Annotated in this window: 17 protein-coding genes; 5 read left to right on the plus strand and 12 right to left on the minus strand. The window is 66.5% G+C overall.

Annotated elements, in window-relative coordinates; genetic code table 11:
• Nucleotides 1-254: 254 nt before the first annotated feature.
• Nucleotides 255-2,096: a dihydroxy-acid dehydratase gene (gene ilvD, locus ACIBJI_RS35680; RefSeq protein WP_364341927.1), complete on the plus strand. Its 1,842-nt coding sequence runs from the start codon at nt 255-257 to the stop codon at nt 2,094-2,096.
• 211 nt (nt 2,097-2,307) lie between these two features.
• Here the strand turns inward: ilvD and ACIBJI_RS35685 are convergent, their stop codons facing one another.
• Nucleotides 2,308-3,195 carry a DoxX family protein gene (locus ACIBJI_RS35685; protein WP_364341929.1) on the minus strand — a complete coding sequence of 296 codons (888 nt, stop codon included), beginning with the start codon at nt 3,193-3,195 and terminating at the stop codon, nt 2,308-2,310.
• A 111-nt stretch (nt 3,196-3,306) separates the two neighbouring features.
• Here ACIBJI_RS35685 and ACIBJI_RS35690 point away from each other — a divergent pair, with 111 nt between their 5' ends.
• Complete coding sequence (locus tag ACIBJI_RS35690; protein WP_364341931.1) at nt 3,307-4,413, plus strand: PQQ-dependent sugar dehydrogenase; 1,107 nt, start codon at nt 3,307-3,309, stop codon at nt 4,411-4,413.
• A gap of 83 nt (nt 4,414-4,496) precedes the next feature.
• Here ACIBJI_RS35690 and gatB read toward each other — a convergent pair whose 3' ends face one another.
• The 6 genes from gatB to ACIBJI_RS35720 form a co-directional block, all read right to left on the minus strand.
• Complete coding sequence (gene gatB, locus ACIBJI_RS35695) at nt 4,497-6,002, minus strand: Asp-tRNA(Asn)/Glu-tRNA(Gln) amidotransferase subunit GatB (protein WP_364341933.1); 1,506 nt, start codon at nt 6,000-6,002, stop codon at nt 4,497-4,499.
• A gap of 183 nt (nt 6,003-6,185) precedes the next feature.
• Nucleotides 6,186-7,565, minus strand: a complete 1,380-nt coding sequence (locus ACIBJI_RS35700; protein ID WP_364341935.1) for an alpha/beta fold hydrolase — start codon at nt 7,563-7,565, stop codon at nt 6,186-6,188.
• A gap of 326 nt (nt 7,566-7,891) precedes the next feature.
• Nucleotides 7,892-8,335 carry a hypothetical protein gene (locus ACIBJI_RS35705; RefSeq protein WP_364341937.1) on the minus strand — a complete coding sequence of 148 codons (444 nt, stop codon included), beginning with the start codon at nt 8,333-8,335 and terminating at the stop codon, nt 7,892-7,894.
• 64 nt (nt 8,336-8,399) lie between these two features.
• Nucleotides 8,400-9,434: an ATP-dependent 6-phosphofructokinase gene (locus ACIBJI_RS35710; RefSeq protein ID WP_364341939.1), complete on the minus strand. Its 1,035-nt coding sequence runs from the start codon at nt 9,432-9,434 to the stop codon at nt 8,400-8,402.
• 71 nt (nt 9,435-9,505) lie between these two features.
• Nucleotides 9,506-11,578, minus strand: a complete 2,073-nt coding sequence (locus ACIBJI_RS35715; protein WP_397087731.1) for a protein kinase — start codon at nt 11,576-11,578, stop codon at nt 9,506-9,508.
• Between the two features lie 149 nt (nt 11,579-11,727).
• Nucleotides 11,728-12,609 carry a hypothetical protein gene (locus tag ACIBJI_RS35720; RefSeq protein ID WP_364341942.1) on the minus strand — a complete coding sequence of 294 codons (882 nt, stop codon included), beginning with the start codon at nt 12,607-12,609 and terminating at the stop codon, nt 11,728-11,730.
• 367 nt (nt 12,610-12,976) lie between these two features.
• Between ACIBJI_RS35720 and ACIBJI_RS35725 the strand changes: the two genes are divergently transcribed.
• Nucleotides 12,977-13,459, plus strand: coding sequence for an adenosine-specific kinase (locus tag ACIBJI_RS35725; protein ID WP_397087733.1), 483 nt, complete (start codon nt 12,977-12,979; stop codon nt 13,457-13,459).
• 116 nt (nt 13,460-13,575) lie between these two features.
• On the opposite strand, the gene ACIBJI_RS35730 is transcribed toward ACIBJI_RS35725, so the two are convergent.
• The 3 genes from ACIBJI_RS35730 to hrpB all read right to left on the minus strand — a co-directional run bounded on the left by ACIBJI_RS35730 (nt 13,576) and on the right by hrpB (nt 17,890).
• Nucleotides 13,576-14,736: an NADH:flavin oxidoreductase gene (locus tag ACIBJI_RS35730; RefSeq protein WP_364341946.1), complete on the minus strand. Its 1,161-nt coding sequence runs from the start codon at nt 14,734-14,736 to the stop codon at nt 13,576-13,578.
• Nucleotides 14,733-15,335 (minus strand): TetR family transcriptional regulator, encoded by a 603-nt coding sequence (locus tag ACIBJI_RS35735; RefSeq protein ID WP_397087735.1) that lies wholly within the window; start codon nt 15,333-15,335, stop codon nt 14,733-14,735. The genes ACIBJI_RS35730 and ACIBJI_RS35735 overlap by 4 nt, the downstream gene beginning before the upstream one ends.
• Before the next feature lie 137 nt (nt 15,336-15,472).
• Entirely contained in the window at nt 15,473-17,890 is a 2,418-nt protein-coding gene (gene hrpB / locus ACIBJI_RS35740; protein ID WP_397087737.1) for an ATP-dependent helicase HrpB, read from the minus strand.
• A 357-nt stretch (nt 17,891-18,247) separates the two neighbouring features.
• On the opposite strand from hrpB, the gene ACIBJI_RS35745 reads away from it, so the two are divergent.
• Complete coding sequence (locus ACIBJI_RS35745) at nt 18,248-19,402, plus strand: FIST N-terminal domain-containing protein (protein ID WP_396956234.1); 1,155 nt, start codon at nt 18,248-18,250, stop codon at nt 19,400-19,402.
• Nucleotides 19,399-20,145 carry a Mut7-C RNAse domain-containing protein gene (locus ACIBJI_RS35750; protein ID WP_364341955.1) on the plus strand — a complete coding sequence of 249 codons (747 nt, stop codon included), beginning with the start codon at nt 19,399-19,401 and terminating at the stop codon, nt 20,143-20,145. Before ACIBJI_RS35745 ends, ACIBJI_RS35750 begins: the two co-directional genes overlap by 4 nt.
• Before the next feature lie 237 nt (nt 20,146-20,382).
• On the opposite strand, the gene ACIBJI_RS35755 is transcribed toward ACIBJI_RS35750, so the two are convergent.
• Entirely contained in the window at nt 20,383-21,408 is a 1,026-nt protein-coding gene (locus tag ACIBJI_RS35755) for a MerR family transcriptional regulator (protein WP_364341957.1), read from the minus strand.
• Nucleotides 21,402-22,049 carry a HEAT repeat domain-containing protein gene (locus ACIBJI_RS35760; RefSeq protein WP_364341959.1) on the minus strand — a complete coding sequence of 216 codons (648 nt, stop codon included), beginning with the start codon at nt 22,047-22,049 and terminating at the stop codon, nt 21,402-21,404. The genes ACIBJI_RS35755 and ACIBJI_RS35760 overlap by 7 nt, the downstream gene beginning before the upstream one ends.
• Nucleotides 22,050-22,179: the final 130 nt, after the last annotated feature.

Here is a 22,179-nt window from a genome sequence, read left to right on the forward strand (position 1 = left end):
ACAATCCCCGCCCGAACGCACCGGACCAGTGGATACCGACGGTGCCGGAACCGACACGACCGATGACACCGTCCGCGCCGACGACCACCCTCGCGGCGACACATCCCGAACCACAGACCGATGGCGATCAGCGCCGTCGACCGCCACGAAAGTCCCGCCCGCACGCAGGAGTAACGTGGTCGGTCGCTGAATTCGCTCATTGAGCGAACTCCGCGCAGTCGCACATCAGCCCCCGCGACCTCCTGAGGATCCACATGCCACCGCTTCGTTCACGCACAACCACCATCGGCCGCAATGCCGCGGGCGCGCGCGCACTCTGGCGCGCCACCGGTATGACCGACACCGACTTCGGTAAGCCGATCGTCGCCATCGCGAACTCCTATACGCAGTTCGTACCTGGCCACGTGCATCTGAAGAATGTCGGTGAAATCGTCGCCGATGCGGTGCGCGCCGCGGGCGGTGTGCCACGGGAATTCCACACCATCGCGGTCGACGACGGCATCGCGATGGGCCACGGTGGCATGCTCTACTCGCTGCCCTCGCGCGAAATCATCGCCGATTCGGTCGAATACATGGCGAACGCGCACACCGCCGACGCGCTGGTGTGCATTTCGAACTGCGACAAGATCACACCCGGCATGCTCAATGCCGCTATGCGCCTGAACATCCCGGCCGTCTTCGTTTCCGGCGGGCCGATGGAGGCCGGTAAGGCCGTGGTCGTCGGCGGTGTGGCACAGGCGCCGACCGATCTGATCACCGCGATCGCGGCCAGCGCCAATATGAATGTCAGCGAGGACGGTCTTGCCGAGGTCGAGCGCAGCGCCTGTCCGACCTGTGGTTCCTGCTCGGGCATGTTCACCGCGAATTCGATGAACTGCCTCACCGAGGCGCTCGGCCTCGCCTTGCCCGGCAACGGATCCACGCTGGCCACCCACGCCGCCCGCCACGCCTTGTTCGAGAGGGCGGGCACGGTGATCGTCGATATCGCGAATCGCTGGTACCGCGAGGACGATGCGTCGGTGCTGCCGCGGAATGTGGCCAATGCCAAGGCCTTCCGCAATGCGATGGCGCTGGACGTCGCGATGGGCGGCTCCACCAATACCGTGCTGCACACCCTGGCCGCCGCGCAGGAGGGTGAGATCGACTTCGAGCTGAGCACCATCGACGAGATTTCTCGCACAGTGCCGTGCCTGTCGAAGGTCTCCCCCAACTCCGACTACCACATGGAGGATGTGCACCGCGCCGGTGGCATTCCGGCGATCCTCGGCGAACTGCGCCGCGCCGGACTGCTCGAGACCGACGTCACCACGGTGCACACCGAGAGCTTCGACGAATGGCTCGACACCTGGGATATCCGCTCAGGCAAGGCATCCGATGAGGCGCTGGAGCTGTTCCACGCCGCGCCCGGTGGCGTGCGCACCACCGAGCCCTTCTCCACGAACAACCGCTGGTCCGAACTCGATACCGACGCCGAGGGCGGCTGCATCCGCGATAAGGCGCATGCCTACACGGTCGAGGGCGGCCTGGTTGTCTTGCGTGGCAACATCGCCCCCGACGGCGCGATCCTGAAGACCGCGGGCATCGATGAGGAGCTGTTCTCCTTCCAGGGCCCGGCCGTCGTGGTCGAATCCCAGGAGGCGGCGGTCTCGGCGATCCTCGGCAAAAAGATCAAGCCGGGCGATGTGATCGTGGTCCGCTACGAGGGCCCCAAGGGCGGGCCAGGTATGCAGGAAATGTTGCACCCCACCGCATTTCTGAAGGGCGCGGGACTCGGCAAGGAGTGCGCGCTGATCACCGACGGCCGCTTCTCCGGCGGCACCTCCGGCCTGTCGATCGGCCACATGTCGCCCGAGGCCGCAGCGGGCGGTGCCGTCGGACTCATCGAAGACGGCGATCAGATCCGCATCGACGTCGGAACCCGAACCCTCGAGGTGCTGGTCGACGACGCGATCCTGGCCGAGCGTCGCGCGAAAATGGATGCCTCCGAACGGCCCTGGCAGCCGCTCGATCGCGTCCGCCCGGTCACCACGGCCCTGCGCGCGTATGCCGCACTGGCCACCTCAGCCGATAAGGGCGCCGTTCGCCAGGTGCCCTAGTCCCGTCATGAACACCAACGGCGTCCCTCGTGACCACATGAGGGACGCCGTTTCCGTTCCACCGCACCTCTGCGCGCCGGTGGATAACTGGCGGACGGTGTGACGGCGCCGGTGCGCCAGACGTGGCATGCCTTGTGCCTCACCAAACTTTGACCCGAAAGACGAACGGCGCCCTCCGATACTGAAGGGCGCCGGTTGTTTTGGGGGCAGGTTAGTTGAAGGGCCCGATACCGGTTAGCGGATTGCCGCCGTGGAGCCAGTACCAGGTGCCGATGGCGGCGGCTATGGCCAGAATGAGGACTACGAAGGAGCCGTAGGCGGGGCGGGTGGCCCAGCCGCGGTTGCGGTCGAAGGACAGGCGGCCGGGGCCGGTCAGGAGCAGGACCACGGCAGTGCCCGCCAGGATGGACTCCAGTTCCACACCGCTCTTGACCGAGGACTTGTACTGGAAACCGGGGATCATGCCCTGCTTCCACAACCACGCGTCGATGATCACCGCGAGCACCGCACCCGCGGCGAGCGGAGTGGCCAGGCCGAGCACCAGCAGCGCGCCGCCACCGACTTCACCGGCGATGACCAGGATGGTCGAGAGGGTCGCGTGGTTCCAGCCGCCCGACGCCATCATGTCGCGCGTGCCGTCCAGCCCCGGTCCCTGAAACCAGCCGGTTAGTTTCTGCAGGCCGTGGTAGATGAAGGTGCCGCCGACGACGAGGCGCAGCACGAACAGGCCGAGATCGAGGGTGCCGCGGCGGGTGTCGCCATTGCGGCGGCGCAGGGGGCGGCTCGGTTCACCGGAAGCGCCCGCGGCAGGCGGGATGCTGGCGTAGGCGTAGGCCGCGGATTCATTCGCCCTGGTCTGTTCACCGACCGAGGGGATCTCCGGATCGAGGCCGAGTTCCTCCTCGGTGCGCGGCACATCCTTGGTTGAATCGGGGCGGCTCGGCGCGGTATCGGAGGACATTCTGGGCAGCACGCCGGTGGGCGAATCATAGGGACTGGTCACGCCACGACCGGTGGACGACGCCGCCGACTGCTCCTCCGTGGGCGTTGCCGTGCCCTCGGTTTTGGGCACGGACGTGTCTTTGGGCTCTTCGGTCACGGTCGATACCCTATGCGGCCGCGCATGCGCGTGTGCGGTCTCGACGCGACGGCGTGTCCGTTAATCGACCCGGAGCAGCACATCGGCCGCGGTTTCCGTAACGTCTGAACCATGAGTTTGGTTGTCGCGGGGCGTATCGCCCTGAGCTTGGCGCTCAGCACCGTCGCGCTGGTCGGCTGCGCTCGGTTCGACGATTCCGCCTCCAGCCCGTTCACACCCGAACCGACCTTCAACCCCGCCGAACCCAAACCGCCGCAGCAGAGCCCCTCGCAGCGCCCGCGCCCGACCGGACCGTGCATCGATCCGGACCCGAATGTGATTACGACCTGCCTGGATTCCACTGCGGGCATCATCTCGCTCGGCGAGGACGCGCTGGTCACCGAGCGACGCACCGGACGCATCTACAAGACGGTCGCGGTGGATCCGAGCGATCCGCAGTCGCCGCCGATACTGGTCGGGCAGGTGGATGTGGACGGCTCCGGTGACGGGGGCATCTCCGACATCGCCCTCTCGCCGACCTATCGCGAGGACGGACTCATCTACGCCTACATCACCACCGGATCCGATAACCGGGTGGTGCGCATCGCGGAGAACGGACCGCCTAAGGCCATTCTGACCGGAATTCCGAAGGGGGCGATCGGCAATCACGGTGCACTGGAATTCATTTCGCCGACCGAGCTGTTGGTGCTGACCGGCGATGCGGGCAATCCCGGCTTGGCCAGTGCGCCCTCGTCACTGGCGGGCAAGGTGCTGCGGATCAATTCACCGTCGCCGGGAGCCAGTCCGGAGGTCGTGGTGTCGGGCCTCGGCACGGCGGGCGATCTGTGTGACGACGGTAAGGACAGCGTCTGGATCACCGATCGCACCCCGACCGAGGATCGTCTGCAGCGCCTGGGCCGGGACGGATCGATCATCACCGCGTGGACCTGGCCGGATCGACCCGGCGTCGGTGGCTGTGCGGCCGGACCCGATGTGGTGGCGATCGCGATGTCGGGGGCGAAGGCGCTGGCGATCGCGAACCCGGATGCGAATACCCATGCGATCACCGCGGCGCCGACGTTCACCGTGCAGGACAAATACGGCAGGCTCGGCGGTGCGGCGGCCGGTGCGGACGGCACCATCTGGGCGACCACCGTCAATAATGACGATAATCACGGGCCATTCGACGATCGGGTGATCAAGATCCCGCCGCCGTCGCAGGGCACCGGGCCGGACTAACCGCGCCGATAACAAAGTGGGCGGGTCCTCAGGGACCCGCCCACTTCAGTTCGGTAGTTGGGCTTCGCCGGTGCGGACCGAACTCAGGCGCAGGCTTCGAGCACGAGTTCGCGCACCCGGGCCGCGTCGGCTTGTCCCCGCGTCGCCTTCATGACATCACCGACGATCTTGCCCGCGGCCTGCACCTTCCCCGAGCGGATCTTCTCGGCGATGTCGGGATTGGCCTCGAGCGCCTTGCGCACCTCCGCCTGCAGCGCGGTCTCGTCGCTGACCATGCCGAGGCCCTTGGTCTCCACGATCTTCGCCGGATCACCCTCACCCGCCAGCACGAAGTCGACGACCTGCTTGGCGACCTTGTTATTGACCGTCTTCGATTCCACGAGCTTGATCACCTCGGCCACCTGGGCGGGCGTGATCGGCAGCTCCTCCAGGGAAGCCTCGCGTTCCTTGGCCTTTTCGGTGAGGTAGGCGACCCACCACGAGCGGGCCTCGTTGGCCGGGGCACCCGCATCGACGGTCGCGATGATCAGGTCCAGTGCGCCCGCGTTCACCAGGTCGCGCATGACCTCGGCGGACAGGCCCCAGTCGGACTGGATGCGCGCGCGGCGCAGCCACGGGTATTCCGGAATGGTGCCGCGCAGCTCCTCAACCCAATCCTCAGCGGGCGCAACGGGTTCCAGGTCCGGCTCGGGGAAGTAGCGGTAGTCCTCGGCGGTCTCCTTGCGGCGACCGGGCGAGGTGGTGCCGTCACTCTCGTGAAAGTGCCTGGTCTCCTGCACGATCGAACCGCCGTCGGCGAGAATAGCGGCCTGGCGGCGCATTTCGAAGCGAACGGCGACCTCGACGCTCTTGAGCGAGTTGACGTTCTTGGTCTCGGTGCGGGTGCCGAATTCCGTTGCGCCGATAGGCATCAGCGAAACGTTGGCATCGCAGCGCAGCGAGCCCTGCTCCATTTTGACGTCGGAGACCTGCAGTGATTTCAGAACCTCACGCAGCGCGGTCACGTAGGCGCGCGCCACCTCCGGCGCCCGCTCCCCCGCGCCGGTGATCGGCTTGGTGACGATCTCGATGAGCGGCACGCCCGCCCGGTTGTAGTCCAGCAGCGAATGACTCGCGCCGTGGATGCGGCCGGTGGAGCCACCGATGTGGGTGGACTTGCCGGTGTCCTCCTCCATATGGGCGCGCTCGATCTCGACGCGGAAGATGCTGCCGTCGTCGAGTACCACGTCGAGGTGGCCGTTGGTGGCGATCGGCTCGTCGTACTGGCTGATCTGGTAGTTCTTCGGCTGGTCCGGGTAGAAGTAGTTCTTGCGCGCGAACCGGCCCCACGGGGTGATCGCGCAATTCAGGGCCAGCCCGATCCGGATCGCCGACTCCACGGCCTGCTCGTTCACCACTGGCAGCGAACCCGGCAGACCGAGGCACACCGGGCACACCTGGGTGTTCGGCTCCGCGCCGAACTCGGTCGGGCAACCGCAGAACATCTTGGTGGCCGTGTTCAGCTCGACGTGAACCTCCATGCCGAGCACCGGCTCGAACCGGTCGATGACATCGGCATAGTCCATCAAGTCGACGGTGGGTGCACTCATAGCGATCAGTCTATTGACCCGCCCGCCGCTCCCGCCAAGCGGTCAGCACCCGCCGTGCCTCTCGCGACCGCATCGGCCTGGTGACTGCTGAGCTGGCGCATAAGCAGTGCGCGCCTCGCAGAAGTTGGAACTTCTGCAAGGCGCGCACTGGATGTGCGGTAGCGCTCTGGACGGACGGTTCGGTCAGCGGGGTTGGGTGTGTTGGGCGAGCCAGGTGGTGGTGTAGGTGAGGACGTCGGGGGCGATGGTGGTTTCGATGCCGGTGTATTCGCTGGGGAGGCCGGAGTCGGCGGGTTGCATGAGGTGGTTGAGGTCAGGGAAGACGTGGACGGTGGCGTCCGGGTCGGCGGCCAGGCGCTCGCGCATCGGTTGTTCGTTCTGGGTGGCGAGGACCTGCTTGTCCTTGGTGCCGAAGAAGGCGAGGACCGGGATACGCAGGGCGGAGAGCGCGGGGGCCGGATCGTAGGTGATGAAGGACGCCATATAGGTGGTGTTGTAGGCGTCGAGGGTTTCCGCGGAGGCGCGCTGGTCCGGAGGGAGCGATTCGTTGTGGCGGTTCGCGAGATCCTTGGCGGCGGCCAGGTCACCGGAGCGGATCAGGTTGGTCCAGTCGGTGATGTAGGTGACCTGATCATCGATTCGGGACTGCGGTGCGCCGGCCGCGCTGAGCAGTGCGCGGTTCTGCTCGATCAGCACCTCCCAACCCGGTACCGAGGGACCAGCCATCAGGATCGCGAAAGCGACGCCGCTGTCGGGACGCGATGCCACCAGGGGCGCGAGGTAGCCGCCCTCGCTGTGGCCGAAAAGTCCGACGCGGGCCGGGTCGATATCCGGGCGGGCGTGTAGGAAGCGCACGCCGGCCGTCGCGTCATCGGCGAGACCGTTGTAGGTGGCGTCGTCGAGTTTGCCACTGGTGCCGCCGACGCCGCGGTCATCGGTGCGCAGTACGGCATAGCCCGCGCGGGTAAAGGTGTCGGCCAGCAGCAGGAAAGGCTTGTGGCCCATGAGTTCTTCGTCGCGGTCCTGCGGGCCGCTGCCGGAGATCATCAGAATCGCCGGGAAGGGACCGTTGCCCTCGGGCAGGGTCAGCGTGCCCGCGATGGTGATATCACCGTTGCGGTAGGTGACGTCTTCGGAGCGATAGGGGTACGGCGGTTTCGGCTCCTGCGGATGTGCGGACGCCCCGATCTTGCCGGGCTCGAGCGACAACGGCAGGCTCTGGCCCGCTTGTCGGAACTCACCGCTGATCCGGTCGGCACCCTTGTCGAACTTGCCCTCGAACACGGGATCGCCCGGAGTGTTCGGAATCGCGAAGGCCACCCTATCCGGTTCGGCGGAAACATCTTTCAGCTGTGCGCCGCTCACACCTTGGGACGGGATGTCGATGGTGGCGCTGCCGTTATCGGCGAAACTCACCCCGACCGCCAACGGCGCACCGGGCACCTCGATGGACCCGTGCCAATCCCCTGTGAGCGAGCGTGTCTCGTCTTTATCCGACGAACACCCCGCAACCAACGCGACGATCAGGACCAGAACCGAGACGAGCCATCGCCCAGTGCGCATGCCGCAACACTACCGATCCGCGCCGACAATTCGGACGAAACTCGGGCGCGCACAACGGTCCGGTCCACACCAGCATTCCCGCCACTTCCCGGCACCACTGTCGCCCCGCCCGCGCAGTCGCCCGTCCGCCGACGGTAGTCATATAGTCGTTCTCTGATCTTGACCACCGACCGTTCGACCACCTCGACCGACAACGGGCAGCCCGCACGGACGGAATGCGGGGCAATGCTGATACCCATCACGCGAGTCGAACCGACGCGACAATCGCTTCCATTCCAGGCAATCGCCGTTTCGGCGGCCCAAAGATTCCAGCGGATCGCTGACGGTCAGGCGCCGCGGGCGTACCGGACTGCGGCGGCGATTGCGTCCATGTCGAGTTCGAGGGTGGGGTCGTCTTCTTGCGCCTCTTGGAATTCCAGCATCGCGTCGGAGATGCCGCCGCGGCGGGCAATGGCGAGGAGTTCACGGCGGACGTAGGCGCCCAGGGGAAGTTCGGCGGCGCGGGCGCGGCGGCCGAACATGCCGAGGGCGTCGGCGGGCAGATCGTAGACCTGGATGAGGGTTACGGCGTCGGAGTCGAATTCCGGGGTCAGATCGCGGCCCTGGGCTTCCAGGAATTCCACGATCGTGTCCACGGAAGTTCGCCTGCGCGCCATCGCGATCAGTTCCTGACGGAGCTGAGCTTCGATCGATATGCCCGCGACGCGAGCACGGCGGCGGAATACGGCAACAGCATCGGTGGGCAGGTCGGATACCTGGAGTTGAGCCACGACGACCAGAGTAGCTGTGCGACAAGTAATTCGGCAGGTCTCGATTGTGCAACAACCGCCGGAATCAACCGAAAAATGCCTCCGCTTCGCGGTAGCGCTCGGCGGGCACCCGCTTGAGCTGCTTGGTGGCCTCGGACAACGGAACCAATTCGATGGAAGTGCCGTGCAGAGCAACCATTTGGCCGAATTGTCCGGCATGTACCGCCTCGGCGGCGTGCAGACCGAAGCGGGTGGCCAGCACCCGGTCGTACGGGGTCGGACTGCCGCCGCGTTGCACGTGGCCGAGCACCGTGGTGCGGACCTCTTTGCCGATGCGTCGCTCGATTTCGGTGCCGAGCTGCTGCGCGACGCCGGTGAACCGTTCGTGGCCGAATTCGTCGATGCCACCCTCGCGCAGTGCGAATCCGGAATCGGGTGCGGGGTGCGCACCCTCGGCGACCACGCAGATGAAGTGCTTATCGCCGCGCTGGAAGCGGCGTTTGATCATCGAGCACACCTCGTCCACATCGAAGGGCACCTCGGGGACCAGTGTGAGGTGCGCGCCCGCCGCCACACCCGAGTTGATTGCGATCCAGCCCGCGTGGCGGCCCATCACCTCGACCAGCATGACGCGCTGGTGCGATTCCGCGGTGGTGTGCAGCCGGTCGATGGCCTCGGAGGCGATGGACAGCGCCGTGTCGTGGCCGAAAGTGACGTCGGTGCAGTCGATGTCGTTATCGATGGTCTTCGGGACACCGACCACCGGGACGCCCTCATCGGACAGCCAGCTCGCGGCGGTGAGCGTGCCCTCGCCGCCGATCGGGATCAGTGCCTCGATCCCGTTGTCGTCGAGGGTGCGTTTGATCTGGTCGAGTCCGGCAAGCAGTTTGTCGGGGTTGGTGCGTGCGGTGCCGAGCATCGTGCCGCCCTTGGTGAGCAGGCGGTCGGTGCGATCGTCGTTCTGAATGGTGATTTTTCGGTCTTCGAGTAGTCCGCGCCAACCGTCCTGGAAGCCGATGATCGCGTCGCCGTAGCGTCCGTTCGCGGTGCGAACGACGGCACGGATGACCGCGTTCAGTCCTGGACAGTCGCCGCCTCCGGTCAACACTCCGATGCGCATGGCGAATATCTTGCCCCGCTTCGCGCGATGACGCGGCCGCACCCCCGTGAACACCGGGTAACGGCTACGACTCAATACACATAGACGATGGCGTTCTCCCCACCGCTACAGGTCGCGAACTGATCACCGGCCGTGCAATTCATCTTGTAATCCCGATTGTTGATCGGGCTGTGCGCCATTACCGATCGGTCGGTAATGGCGCTGTCACCGCCATTGGCATACGCCTTGCGCACCTCCTCGGCGAAGGCGCAACTGGTGACGGTGGTGCCGATCGCGGACGAAGTGAAGCGGCCCAGCGCCGGATACAGCTGGGCACACGGTTTCGCACCGGCTGGCAGGTGCGCGGGCATGGTCGTGGTGGTCGGTTGGCCAGAATGCTCGGCGCTGTTGCGCACCTGCCAGCCGACAACGCCCCCGATCGCCAGAACAACGAGCACCGCGCCGATCCAGACGATGCGCATCGATCGACGCGCAGGCACGGGTGTCGGATCCGACGGATCCGACGGATCCGGTGCTTCGGATTGCGGCATCGGCATGCCGACGGTTCTCGACAACGCCTCGGTCGTCGCGTCGTGCGGTGGAATGTCGCGGCGCGTCGGATCCCATGGATACTCGGGCACGAGCGTCGGCTCCAGCCCGGTTGTCTGCTCCGGTCTGCTGGTGGACTGTTGCCCGATATGCGATCGAGACCTGTTCGATAATTGCGAACCGCTCCCTAGCGGCTGGCCACTCGCCTGCTGCTGGCCACCCGCCCACGGACCACCTGCCGACTGCTGCACGCCTGCTCGCTGTGGCCCAGGCGCCGACGCCGCACCGCCCGCCCGCCACGCCACTGACTGCTGCTGGTCACCTAATTGCTGCGAATTTCCCGAAGGCTGCAGACCACCTGCCGACTGCGAACCAGCTAGCTGCCGTGGACCAACCGCCGGTGGCGGGCCACCTGCCTGCTGCGGCCCACCCAACTGTGGCGATCCAGCGGACTGCTGTGCCCCATCTGTCGAAGGCGACGGAACCAACTGCGGCGAACCGCCTGCTTGCTGCAGATCACCTGCTGACGGCGACCTGCTCGACTGCTGCGACCGACCCGACTGCTGCGGAGCACCTGCCTGCAGCGGGCCGCCCGACTGGTGCGATCCACCAGATTGCTGTTGGTCTCCTGCTGACTGTGACCCGCCCGACTGTTGCGGCCAGCTCGGCGATTGGCGCGCGACTGGCGATTCCGGTCCGAAGGTCGGGAAGATGATGGTCGCTGGGGCGGGGGTGTGCTTCGAGATCTGGCTGGTGGGCAAGTCCGAGTTCGGCACGGACGACGTGCCCGAGACTGCGGCTCTGGCTGCTGAGGCAAGTGCACCGGCCGATGGATAGCGATCGGCTGGTTCCTTGGCCATGCCGCGGGAGATGACCTCGTCCAGTGCGCCCGGCAGTCCGGCTCGTTTGGTGGTCGGGCGGGGCGGCGGTGTCGAGAGGTGGGCTCGGATCAGCGAACTCATCCCGTCGACTGGGAAAGGCTGTGTGCCGGTGAGGCATTCGAACAGTACGCAGGCCAGGGAGTAAACATCGGCGGTGCCGCCGATCGGTGCGGTGTCGAATCGTTCCGGCGCGATATAGCTGTAGGAGCCGATGGCTTGGCCGGTCGCGGTGACGCTGGGGTCGCGCTCGGAACGGGCGATGCCGAAGTCCGCGAGGTACGCGAAATCCGAAGGAGTGACCAGGATATTGGCGGGTTTGACGTCGCGATGCACCAAACCCCCGGCATGCGCGGCATCCAATGCGGCCGCGACCTGTTCGATGATGCCGACCGCGCGGGTGGGGCTCAGCGGCCCCTTCTCGCGCAGCACCGAGCGCAGATCGCTGCCACGGACCAGCCGCATGTCGATATAGAGCACACCGTCGAGCTCGCCCCAGTCGTGGATCGGAATGACGTGCGGTTCGGCCAGCCGCGCGGCGACCCGCGACTCGTGCCGAAATCGCTGCTGGAACCGCGGATCGTCGGCCAGCGCCATGGGCAGCAGTTTGACCGCGACCAGGCGGTCCTTGACCGTGTCGTACGCCTCGTAGACCTCCCCCATCCCGCCGCGGCCCAGTAGCGCACGCAATTCGTAGGGTCCGAATCGCGTACCGGCCCGCGACTGCGTTTCGTCCACCCCGTTACCTCCACCTCGCCGAACCGCCCTACGGTCGTGGTCCGGCGATCTCACCCATTAGTCGGGATTCTCGGGTGCCACCGTTACCCGATCAAGTGTGCGCGCCCACTGGGCCGCCGCGCGAACCTGAGGGTGCCGACTCGACGGGATCAGGAACAGCTGCCGCCGGAGAATTCGTCGAGGTGTTGGGAGATCACTGTGGCGAGCCGGTCCAGGATGTTCGTTCCCTCGGAGAAGCTGCCCGAATCGGGTTGGATGGCAATAGCGACCGCGATCTGACCGGCCGGTCCCTGGATCAGACCGAATTGGCGGACCAGATAGGAGCCCGAGGTGTCGGGCCCCCAACCACCTTTGAATTCCGCGCCCTCGAGTTCGCCGAGGCCCCAGCGCTGACTCGAGGTGATCTGTTCCATCAGATCGATCACGTCCGAGCTCTGCGATAGGCATGGCAGCCGGGACGCGAACCGAACCTGTTCGGTGAGCGCCCAATCCGCCTGTCCGAATGCGGAGGCATCGGAGCGTGTCTTGGTGGCGGGCACCGTGGTCTTGGTATCGCCGCCCTCGCGCAGCACTGCCTCGACCGCCTTGGCCGCCTCCTGGCCGGTGCCGAGCGACTGCCAGAGGGTATCGGCCGCGGCGTTATCGGACTGGGTGATCGCCGCCTTCGCCGCGTAGCTCGAGCTCGCCGAACTCTTGCGCTGCGAAGCGATGACCAGCGGCACCTTCATCGTCGACCAGGCGGGTCCGGTGGTCCAGTCGCCGAAGGTCACCATCTTCTCGCCGCCGACCGGCATGATCGCCATGCCCAGCTTGCCGTGCACACTCAACTGCAGTTCCTGGAAACCGGCTGCCAGCGTGCCCGGCACAGTGACGGATAGGTGCTGCTGGTCGGTGTGCGCGGCGGCCGCGGTGATGCTGGGCTCCGCAGAGTGTTTGTCGGTGTCCGTGCCGCATCCGGCCACCATAAGGAGTCCGGCCAGCGCGGTACCGCCGACCGCTTTTCGCAGGCCACGGGATAGCTCAAAATACATACTTCGACACATTCTCGTTTCGAACTCCCCCGCGTTTCGATATCAACACGGCATCCCGACACCGTACTTGGCATCGACACCGACCGCCCACCGCAACCGCGCCCACGCCGCCGAACCCCGAACAGCGACAACGGCTTACAGCGTGGTCAACCGGCATGTACACCGTAATGTGCCCGCTCGGTGCCGCTGGTCGTGCGTGACCGCGCGCTGCCGCCCTCATCCGCGAACTCCTTGTGTTCATCGCCTCGCAACGTACTCGACAAATCCGACATAGCCCACTTTTCCTGGTACCAGGGGTACTGCGCGCCTGGAAGGGACGGGCGTGTCGCCCTGGCGCACAGACTCGAATGCGGCGCAGGATAGTTCGATGGAGCTGACTTCGGTACACATCGATAAACCGGACGATCTCAACGTCATCATCGGGCAGGCCCACTTCATCAAGGCGGTCGAGGACCTGCACGAGGCGCTGGTCGGGACCAGTCCGCATCTGCGTTTCGGGTTGGCCTTCGCGGAGGCGTCCGGGCCGCGGCTGATCCGGACCTCCGGCAATGACGACGATCTGACCGAGCTCGCCACCAAGAACGCCGTCGCGGTCGGCGCGGGACATTCGTTCATTGTTTTCCTACGTGAGGGTTATCCGGTAAATGTCCTCAATGCGGTACGACAGGTTCCCGAAGTTTGTGGAATCTTCTGTGCCACGGCAAACCCGGTCGAAGTCTTGATTGCCGAGACCGAATTGGGACGCGGAATCATCGGAGTTGTCGACGGCGGTGCGCCACTCGGCGTCGAAGGCCCCAGCGACAAAGAAGCCCGCAAACAACTACTGCGCCAAATCGGCTACAAGCTGTAGCACCGCTACGTTAATTCAGGCCGCGACTCGGTCCTGGAACCTGGACACCCGATCACCATGTATCGGTGGCGGCAAATCTCGACTCGGCCCGCCACCAATACATTCTCGGCCAGTTGTCAGACGAGGGGGCAGTGGGTGCGGGTGTAGATGGTGGGCATGCATTCGTTGCAGTGGATGCAGGCTGATCGGGTGGCTTGATCGGCTCGGATTCGGAGCAGGAGGTCTGGTTCGCGGAGGAGGGCGCGGCCCATGGCTACGAATTCGAAGCCCTCGGCCATTGCCGTGCGCATCGTGTCGAGGTCGGTTATGCCGCCCAATAGGATCAGTGGCATCGATAGTTCGCTGCGGAACTGGCGGGCGCGATCCAGTAGGTAGGCGTCGTGGTACGGGTATTCGCGAAGGAAAACGCGGCCCATCAGGCGAAAGCCCCAGCGTGCCGGTGCGGGAAGGACTTTCGCGAATTCCTTGCGTGGGGCGCTGCCGTGGAACAGGAGCATCGGGTTGAGCAGGGAGCTGCCTGCGGTGAGTTCCAAGGCGTCCAGTGCGCCGTCCGATTCCAGCCAGGCGGCCACCTGCAATGACGCCGGGAGCGAAAGTCCGCCGCGCACACCGTCTTCCATATTCAGCTTCGCGGTTACGGCCAGGCGGTCGCCGACGGCCTCGCGCACCGCAAGTGCGACCTCACGAGCGAGGCGGGCGCGGTTGACCGGGGATCCGCCGTATCGATCCTTGCGCCGATTCAGCAGCGGACTCAGGAACGAACTCACCAAATAGTTGTGGCCGAAATGGATTTCGACCGCATCGAAGCCTGCCTGCTCGGCCAGTCGCGCGGCATTCGCGTAGTCGGCTATGACCGTGGCGATTTCGGATAAGTCCGGAACATGCATGGGACGCATACCGAGTGGGCTGAACATTCGGCTCGGCGCCAGCGCGGGTGCACGATTGGATGCGGCATTGGCCACCGGCCCCGCATGGCCGATCTGGGCGCTGGCGGCGGCACCTTCGGCGTGTACGGCATCAGTGAGCTTGCGCAGTCCCGCGACGGCTTCCGGGCGCATCCAGATCTGGTGCCGGTCGGTGCGACCGCCCGGCGATATCGCGCAGTAGGCGACCGTCGTCATACCCACTCCGCCAGCCGCGATTTCCCGATGGAAGTCGATCAGATCGTCGGTGACCAGTGCCTCCGGTGTTCGTCCCTCGAAGGTGGCGGCCTTGATCACCCTGTTGCGCAAGGTGATCGGGCCGAGCGTCGTCGGTGCGAATACGTCGTTCGTCATTTCTCTCCTGCCGCGGTCAGTCCGGCGACCACGAAATCGCGCAATGTGCGCACCGCCTCGTCCGACAGTTCACGCTCCCCAGTGCCGATGCCGCCGAACTGCACGATGATCAGGTCGAATGCCAATCCCCAGCGCCGCCGACTCTCGCGTTCGCTCAGCTGCGGCAACAAACCGACCCAGGTGTCCATGCGGAACCAGTGCCGATGCCACATCGTCGGGTGCCGACCGAGTACGAATTGGGCCAGCAGCCGCAGGTGCAGCCGCCCGACCGGATCGGCCGCCAATCCGATGAACGGCTCGATCACCGCGTCCACCAGCGTCGACACCGAACCGTGTGCGACCGTCACCTCGGTTAGCCGTTCGGCCCACAATGACCCGAGCCGATCCTCCAGCAACGCCGCGACCAGCGCTTCCTTCGAGCCGAAGTGATAGTGCACCGCGGCGGGATTGGCCCCGGCCGCCGCGCAGATCGCCCGCACCGAGACATCGTCGTACCGCTCGGTCAGCAAGAGTCGCTCGGCGGCCAGCAATAGCCGCTCGCGTGTGCCCGCCGTGGCTGCCTGTTCCACCATGACCGTAGTCAACCACGTTCCCATCATCGATTCAATCATTGATTGAATCGATGATCGCCGACTGTGCTGTTGACCGCCACCCGCGACGTCGACCACAGCCAGGCCGCCGTCCTCGCGAGCTGCATTGCGGCAGACGCGAATTCGCCGGACTGATGCGTCGGGACCTAGCCGGCGTTACGGGCGGTGCCGCGGTGAGCGGGCACGCTGGTGGGGTCCTCCGGCCACGCGTGCTTGGGGTAGCGACCGCGCAGGTCGCTGCGGACCTGCGGCCATCCGGTGCGCCAGAACGACGCCAGATCCGCAGTGATCGCGACGGGGCGTTGGGCGGGTGAGAGCAGGTGCAGCACGATCGGGACTCGCCCATCGGCCAGCGACGGTGTCTGCGTCCAGCCGAACACTTCCTGCACCTTGATCGCGAGCACCGGCGGATCGGTCGAGTAATCGAGACGGACGCGACTGCCGGATGGCACTGGCAGGCGTTCCGGCGCGAGTTCGTCCATGCGCGCGGCATCGGGCCACGGCAGCAGGCGACGCAATGCCTGCCCCGCGTCGATGCGTTCGAGGTCGGCGCGGCGGCGTGCGGCGGCGAGTTCGGGGCCGAGCCAGGAGTCGGCATCGGTAAGCAGTGATTCGTCGTCGACCGGCGGCCAGGGCGCATCGAGTGTGCGGTATAGGAAGTCAAGGCGTTGACGGAGGGCGACCGCGTCGGAATCCCAGTGCAGCAGAGCAAGTCCGATCGAGCTCAGCCCGCTTCGCACTGCCGCACTGAGCAGTTGGAGATCTGGATCACGAATTTGTCGCTCCGACAACATGATCGCGCCCAGACGTTCGACCCGGCGGGCAACCACGTCACCGTCGATCCAATCCACCTCGTCCGCGAGCTCCAAAAGATTCGATGCCGCACGGCGCGCGAGCTTTTCGTCGGCCACCGCGGCCGACCGGATCTGCCCGTCGGAACGACCCGGATCGCGTGTCGCCACCGCGACCGCCAGCCACTCCGCGTCACTCAATCCGGAACCCGGAGGCAGGGTCACCGCCGTGCCTCCGGCCATCAGATAGCTCGCCGAGCCAGGACTACGTCGCCGTGCCAGCCGCTCCGGATGTGCCAGTGCGATAACGAAAGCCGGATCGTCGTCACCATCCGTCGCGTCGACCAGCCGGGACAGACGCTCGACCTCCCGCCGCCAGCGCGGTGGCCGCTCACGCCGCAACGCGCGCAGACCGGCCACGAGATCGACGCCGGACACGAGGGTGTCATCGTCGAGGACCGCGACAACTTCCGCCGCCGCCCGGGTGCCGACCTCGGCGGCACCGTCGAGCAGCGCTCGAGCCAATCGGGGATGCAATCCGACTCGTGCCATGTGTCGACCGCGCTCAGTGACCTCCCCCGCTTCGGTCACGGCTCCCAACGCGCGCAACACATCTCGGCCAGCGGCCAATCCGCCCTGCGGCGGTGCGTCCCACCACGCGAGGCCATGGCCATCGGGTGTTCCCCAACACGCGAGCTCCAATGCGAGACGCGTCAGATCCGCCGTGCGAATCTCCGGCTCCGGATAGGCGGACAGGGTGCCGTTCTCGTACTCCGGCCAGCAGCGCCATACCTTCCCCGGAGCCTCGCGTCCCGCGCGCCCAGCCCGTTGCTCGGCGACCGCAGCCGAAACGCGAACTGTCGCAAGGCCGGACAACCCACGTCCCCGATCGATACGCGGCACGCGAGCCAGCCCCGAATCCACCACGGCGCGTACCCCCGGCACCGTCAAACTCGATTCGGCCACCGCGGTAGACAACACGACGCGTCGCCGAGGGCCCGGCCGCAACGCAATATCCTGCCCGGCAGTGGAAAGCCTGCCGTGCAATGGAACCAGATCCACGTCTGCATCAGCCAAAAGATCCATGGTCCGGCGGATTTCGGCTGCTCCGGGTAGGAAGACCAGCACATCCCCGTCGCCCCCGACCAGCGCCGCCCGTGTAGCACGGGCCACCTGCGCTTCGCTGCGCTCCCTCGGCAACGACGGAACATACGCCGTGTCCACCGGATAGGCCCGCCCCTGCACTTCCACCACCGGCGCATCACCCAGTAGCACCGAAAGACGTCCGGCCGCAACAGTTGCCGATGTAGCGAGCACTCGCAGATCCGGCCGCAATCCGGCCCGCGCATCCAGCAGCAGGGCCAAGAGCAGGTCCGCGTCGAGATGCCGCTCATGACATTCGTCGAGGACAACGACATCCGCGCCCGCCAACTCCGGATCGCCCTGCAACCGCCGCACCAGCAACCCGGACGTGACAACCTCGATCCGGGTCCGGGCACTGACCCGCCGATCTCCCCGGACCGAATACCCGACCGTCTCCCCTACCGACTCACCCAACAACGCGGCCATCCGTCCGGCCGCGGCTCGCGCCGCCAAACGGCGAGGCTCGGCCACCACCACCCGCCCGAGAGTCGCCAACGCCAGCGGCACCAATGTCGTCTTCCCGGTTCCGGGCGGCGCGACCAATACGGCGGTGCCACGCTCGGTCAATGTCGCGACAATGCGGTCGAGCGCGGCACGCACGGGCAGATCAGGAAGCTCGGGCAGTTTCATTGCCAACCAGTCTGCAGCCCCGCACGAAGGACCTGAACCTCACCCCGTGATGGCAATCTCCGGCACGCGAGCGGCGCCGCGCTGATATCGGCGCAGGACGCCCCCGGTCGAGAACCGGGAATTCTCAACGTGAGCACCTGCGCTAACCAGGACCCGCCGACCAAGTACGCGCCTACAGCGTGTTGTGCCGGGATTACGGCGCCCTCAGCATCCAGACGACCACACATGAGGCCGAGCTGGATCCCCTACCGATGCCCATACCCGACGCTCCGACGGCGTGTTTTGGTCCGATTCTGCTGAAATACCTTGTGCAGCAACACTACCCGCACACCCGGCCCGGGTGGCTACGATGGAGATGTGCGGATAGGAGTAGGGCTCTCCACCGCCCCGGGAGCGTGGCAGGCAGGAGCGGAAGCCGCAGCGCACGCACGCGATCAGATCGCGGGCGAGACGCCGTCGCTTGCTGTGCTGCTGGCATCACGAGCACATACCGACGATGCCGCGGCCGTACTCGCCGCAGTCCACCAGACGGTGCGGGTGCCCGCACTCGTCGGATGTGTGGCACAGGCGATCGTGGCCGGCCGCCGCGAGATCGAGAACGAGCCCGCGGTGGTGGTATGGCTGGCATCCGGATTGCCCGCCGCCGAGACATTCGAGCTCGACTTCGTCCGCACGGCGACCGGAGGGCTACTCGCGGGCTACCGCTTCGACCAGGCCGCACGCGACTTCCATCTGCTGCTACCGGACCCGTTCTCCTTCCCCGCCGATATTCTGCTCGAGCACCTGAACACCGATCTACCCGGCACCACCGTGATGGGCGGGCTGGTGAGCGGCGCGCAGGGGCCGGGCGGCTGCAGGCTTTTCCACGACCGCGATGTGCTGACCTCCGGCGCGGTCGGCGTGCGAATTCCCGGACTGCACGGTGTTCCCATCGTGTCGCAGGGCTGCCGACCGATCGGCTATCCGTATATCATCACCGGCGCGCGTGGCGCGCTGATCACCGAGTTGGGCGGCCGATCGCCGATCCAGCGGTTACGTGAGATCGTCGAGGTGATGCCGCCCGACCAGCAGGAGCTGGTGACGCAGGGCTTGCAGATCGGCATCGTGGTCGACGAGCATCTGGCAGTACCCGGGCAGGGCGATTTCCTGATCCGCGGCCTCCTCGGTGCCGACCCATCGAGCGGCGCGATCGAGATCGGCGAACTCATCGAGGTCGGCACGACCGTGCAGTTCCAGGTCCGCGACGCGGTCGGGGCAGATGAAGATCTGCGTGCTGCCCTCGTCCGAGTGGGTTCGGACCTGCCAGGACGCCCCGCGGGGGCGTTGCTGTTCACCTGCAACGGGCGGGGTCGCCGGATGTTCGGGGTCGCCAACCACGACGCCGCCGCGATCGAGGACCTGCTCGACGGCATACCACTGGCGGGTATCTTCGCGGCGGGCGAGATCGGCCCCATCGCCGGCCGAAATGCCTTGCACGGATTCACTGCATCGATGGCGGTCTTCGTCGAATGAGCGTCGACCTGCGGGTCTACGCCGAGCTGAACGATTTCCTACGGCCCGACGAGCGGTACACAGTACTGCGTCGACCTTTCCGTCCGCATCAGACCGTGAAGGACGTCATCGAGGCGGCCGGCATCCCGCACACCGAGGTCGACCTGGTGCTGGTCAACGGGCAACCGGTGACCTTTGCCCAGCACCCACGCAACGACGATCGGATCACCGCCTATCCCGTATTCGAGACTCTCGACATCGGCCGGGTCACCAGGGTGCGCCCACACCCACTGCGCGAGCCGCGCTTCATCGCCGATGTCAATCTCGGCGGCCTCGCCAAGCTGATGCGGCTGATAGGCCTGGACGTGCACTGTCGGTGGGACGTAAACGATGCCGCACTCGCCGAGCTGTCGGCGGCCGAGCACCGTATCCTGCTCACCCGCGACCGTGGACTGCTGAAGCGGCGCAATGTAACTCACGGCGTATACATCCGGTCGGACCAGCCGATCGATCAGATCGTCGAGCTGATCCGACGGTTGGACCTCGTCGAGCGCTTAGCGCCGTTCACCCGCTGCCTGCGCTGCGGTGGCGCCATCGTCGCGGTCGCCAAAGCCGAGGTCGAAGATCGGCTGCAGCCGCTCACCCGCCGCCATTACGACACGTTTCGCCAGTGCCGCGGCTGCGGGCGGATCTACTGGCAGGGCTCGCACCAGATCCGGCTCAACGCCACGGTGGACGCGATCCGCACCAGCCTGCAGTCCTGACCCCACCTCGACCCGACGCGAGCACGGCCCCGAATAGCCCGGATACCTGGCCGGTTCTCACGACGCGCGGGCGTTGTCCCTGTTACGCGGCAAGCGCGAGCTCGACTACTGACTACCCGCCGTCACCCGCCGTGTCAGGAGGCCAGGTCGGCCTCGGGAGCGAGCTCGGATCGGCGGAAGGAGCGCTCACCGGCCGGCTGGCAAAGAACGCACGGAAATGCTGATGAGCGAACGTCTCTAGGGCTGCCCGAGCTCGTCGTCCCGCTTTTCGAGCGTTTCCACCAGAGCCGAGGCGATGAGGGCCACGGCTCGATCATCGTCGTGGGCTAGTTGCTGCAGGGTTTCCAGCGCGATCGTTCCCGGCATCTCGGCGAGAGCCTGGGTCAGCCGTATCCGCACCGCCGAGTCCGCTGTGTGGGCGGTGAACTCGTCGACCAGCGCTCTCATGATCCGGCCTGCCCACTCCGCGTCCCGCGCCAACGTTCCCAAGAGCTCGGCCGCCTCGACGTCGCTCGGACCCTCGACCACCGTGCCGACAAGTTCCGGCACGGCCCGGGTCACGCCCCGCGCACCCAATGCGAGAGCAGCATGTCTACGGACCGTCGCGTCCGCGTCCCCGAGCGCGTCCGTGAGCACTGCGGTCGCCTCACCGCCCGGTAGCTCGGCGAGCGCCAGGACCGCGCGCCGCCGGACGTCCACATCCTCCGAGACCATGCCGGTTGCCACGCTCGCCACACCGTCACCGCCGGCCCGTGTGAGGGCCCACCGCAGGGCCCCGGCAACGTTCGGATCCGATTCGGTGAGAACCGCCTCGGCCAGCAGCTCGGCGGGCACCGACACATCCTCGGCCGAGGCCAGGACGGCTTGCTGCCGCCGGGTGGCACTTTGCGAACCGAGTCCGTGCAGGAGCTCGACGAGGCGCAAGACGTCCTGCCAGTCGGAGGGCTCGGCTGCATCGACCGTACGCAGCCGCTCGAGGAGTTCTCGCTCCCGGTTCAGTCGTTCTTCGGCTGTTCGGATGAGGTCGCCGACCAGTCCGGACGGAGTGAATCCGGGACCGTCGAGCGCGCGTCCGATCTGGCTCAGTGACAGTCCCAGGGACCGCAGCCCCTCCACATGGAAGATGCGCCGGAGGTCTTCGAGAGAGTATTCCCGGTAGCCACCCACGGTGCGCCCGGTCGGCCGTACCAGCCCGAGGGAGTCGTAGTGCCTGAGCATCCGGGCGCTCACTCCCGAGCGGCGCGCCACCTCGCCGATCAGCACGCAGTTGTCTCCTCCCGTTCTGGACCGAGCGCGACCACCCGTCTCGCCTCACCGACGGCGAGATCGAATCCGGCATCCGGGTCACGCAGAAGCCGCTCCGTAGCGCTCGCGTGCGCACGCACCGTCGGGTCGTGACTTGCCATCGCCTTCCGGAGGACCGGCTCGACCGCGTCGCCGAGTGCGACGAGGGCACGGCTCAGACTCAGTCGTACCTCCCGGTCACCGCGGCCGAATTGCGTGGCCAGCTCCGCGGCCAGCGCTTGCTTCTCCTCGTCGGGCACGAGAACGACAGCAGCGCGCCACGCACTCCGCGCGACCTCGTCGTCGGCGTCGTGCAGCAATGACCGCGTGATCGCAGGCCATGTGTCCCTGTCCCCGATCTTGGACAGCGTGTGCAGCGCTTGGCTGCGGGCTTGTGCGCGTTCGGAACGGAGTTCCGCGCGGAGTTTCGGAACCGTGATCTCCGACGGGAGACGGGTCAGCGCCCACGTGAGCATGTCGCGCACAAAGAAGTCCGGCTCGATCGCGCACCGTCCTACCAGCGCGTCTACGAAACCGGGCTCGGGATGCGTGCCGATCGCCAGAGCCGCCTCGAGTCGCGTCGACGAGTTCCCAGCCGCCAATGCGTCGAGCAGTCGCATGTCCTGTGGATTCGTGTGTGTCGAATTAATGGGTACCACCTCCGACAGCCAGTGAAGGCCTTCACACAGTGACAATGTCAAGCGCACGGGCGACACCACCATCGCATTGGTGGCCGACCCGTCGACTGCA

This window comes from Nocardia sp. NPDC050408, from assembly GCF_044458905.1.
Taxonomy (GTDB): Bacteria; Actinomycetota; Actinomycetes; order Mycobacteriales; family Mycobacteriaceae; genus Nocardia.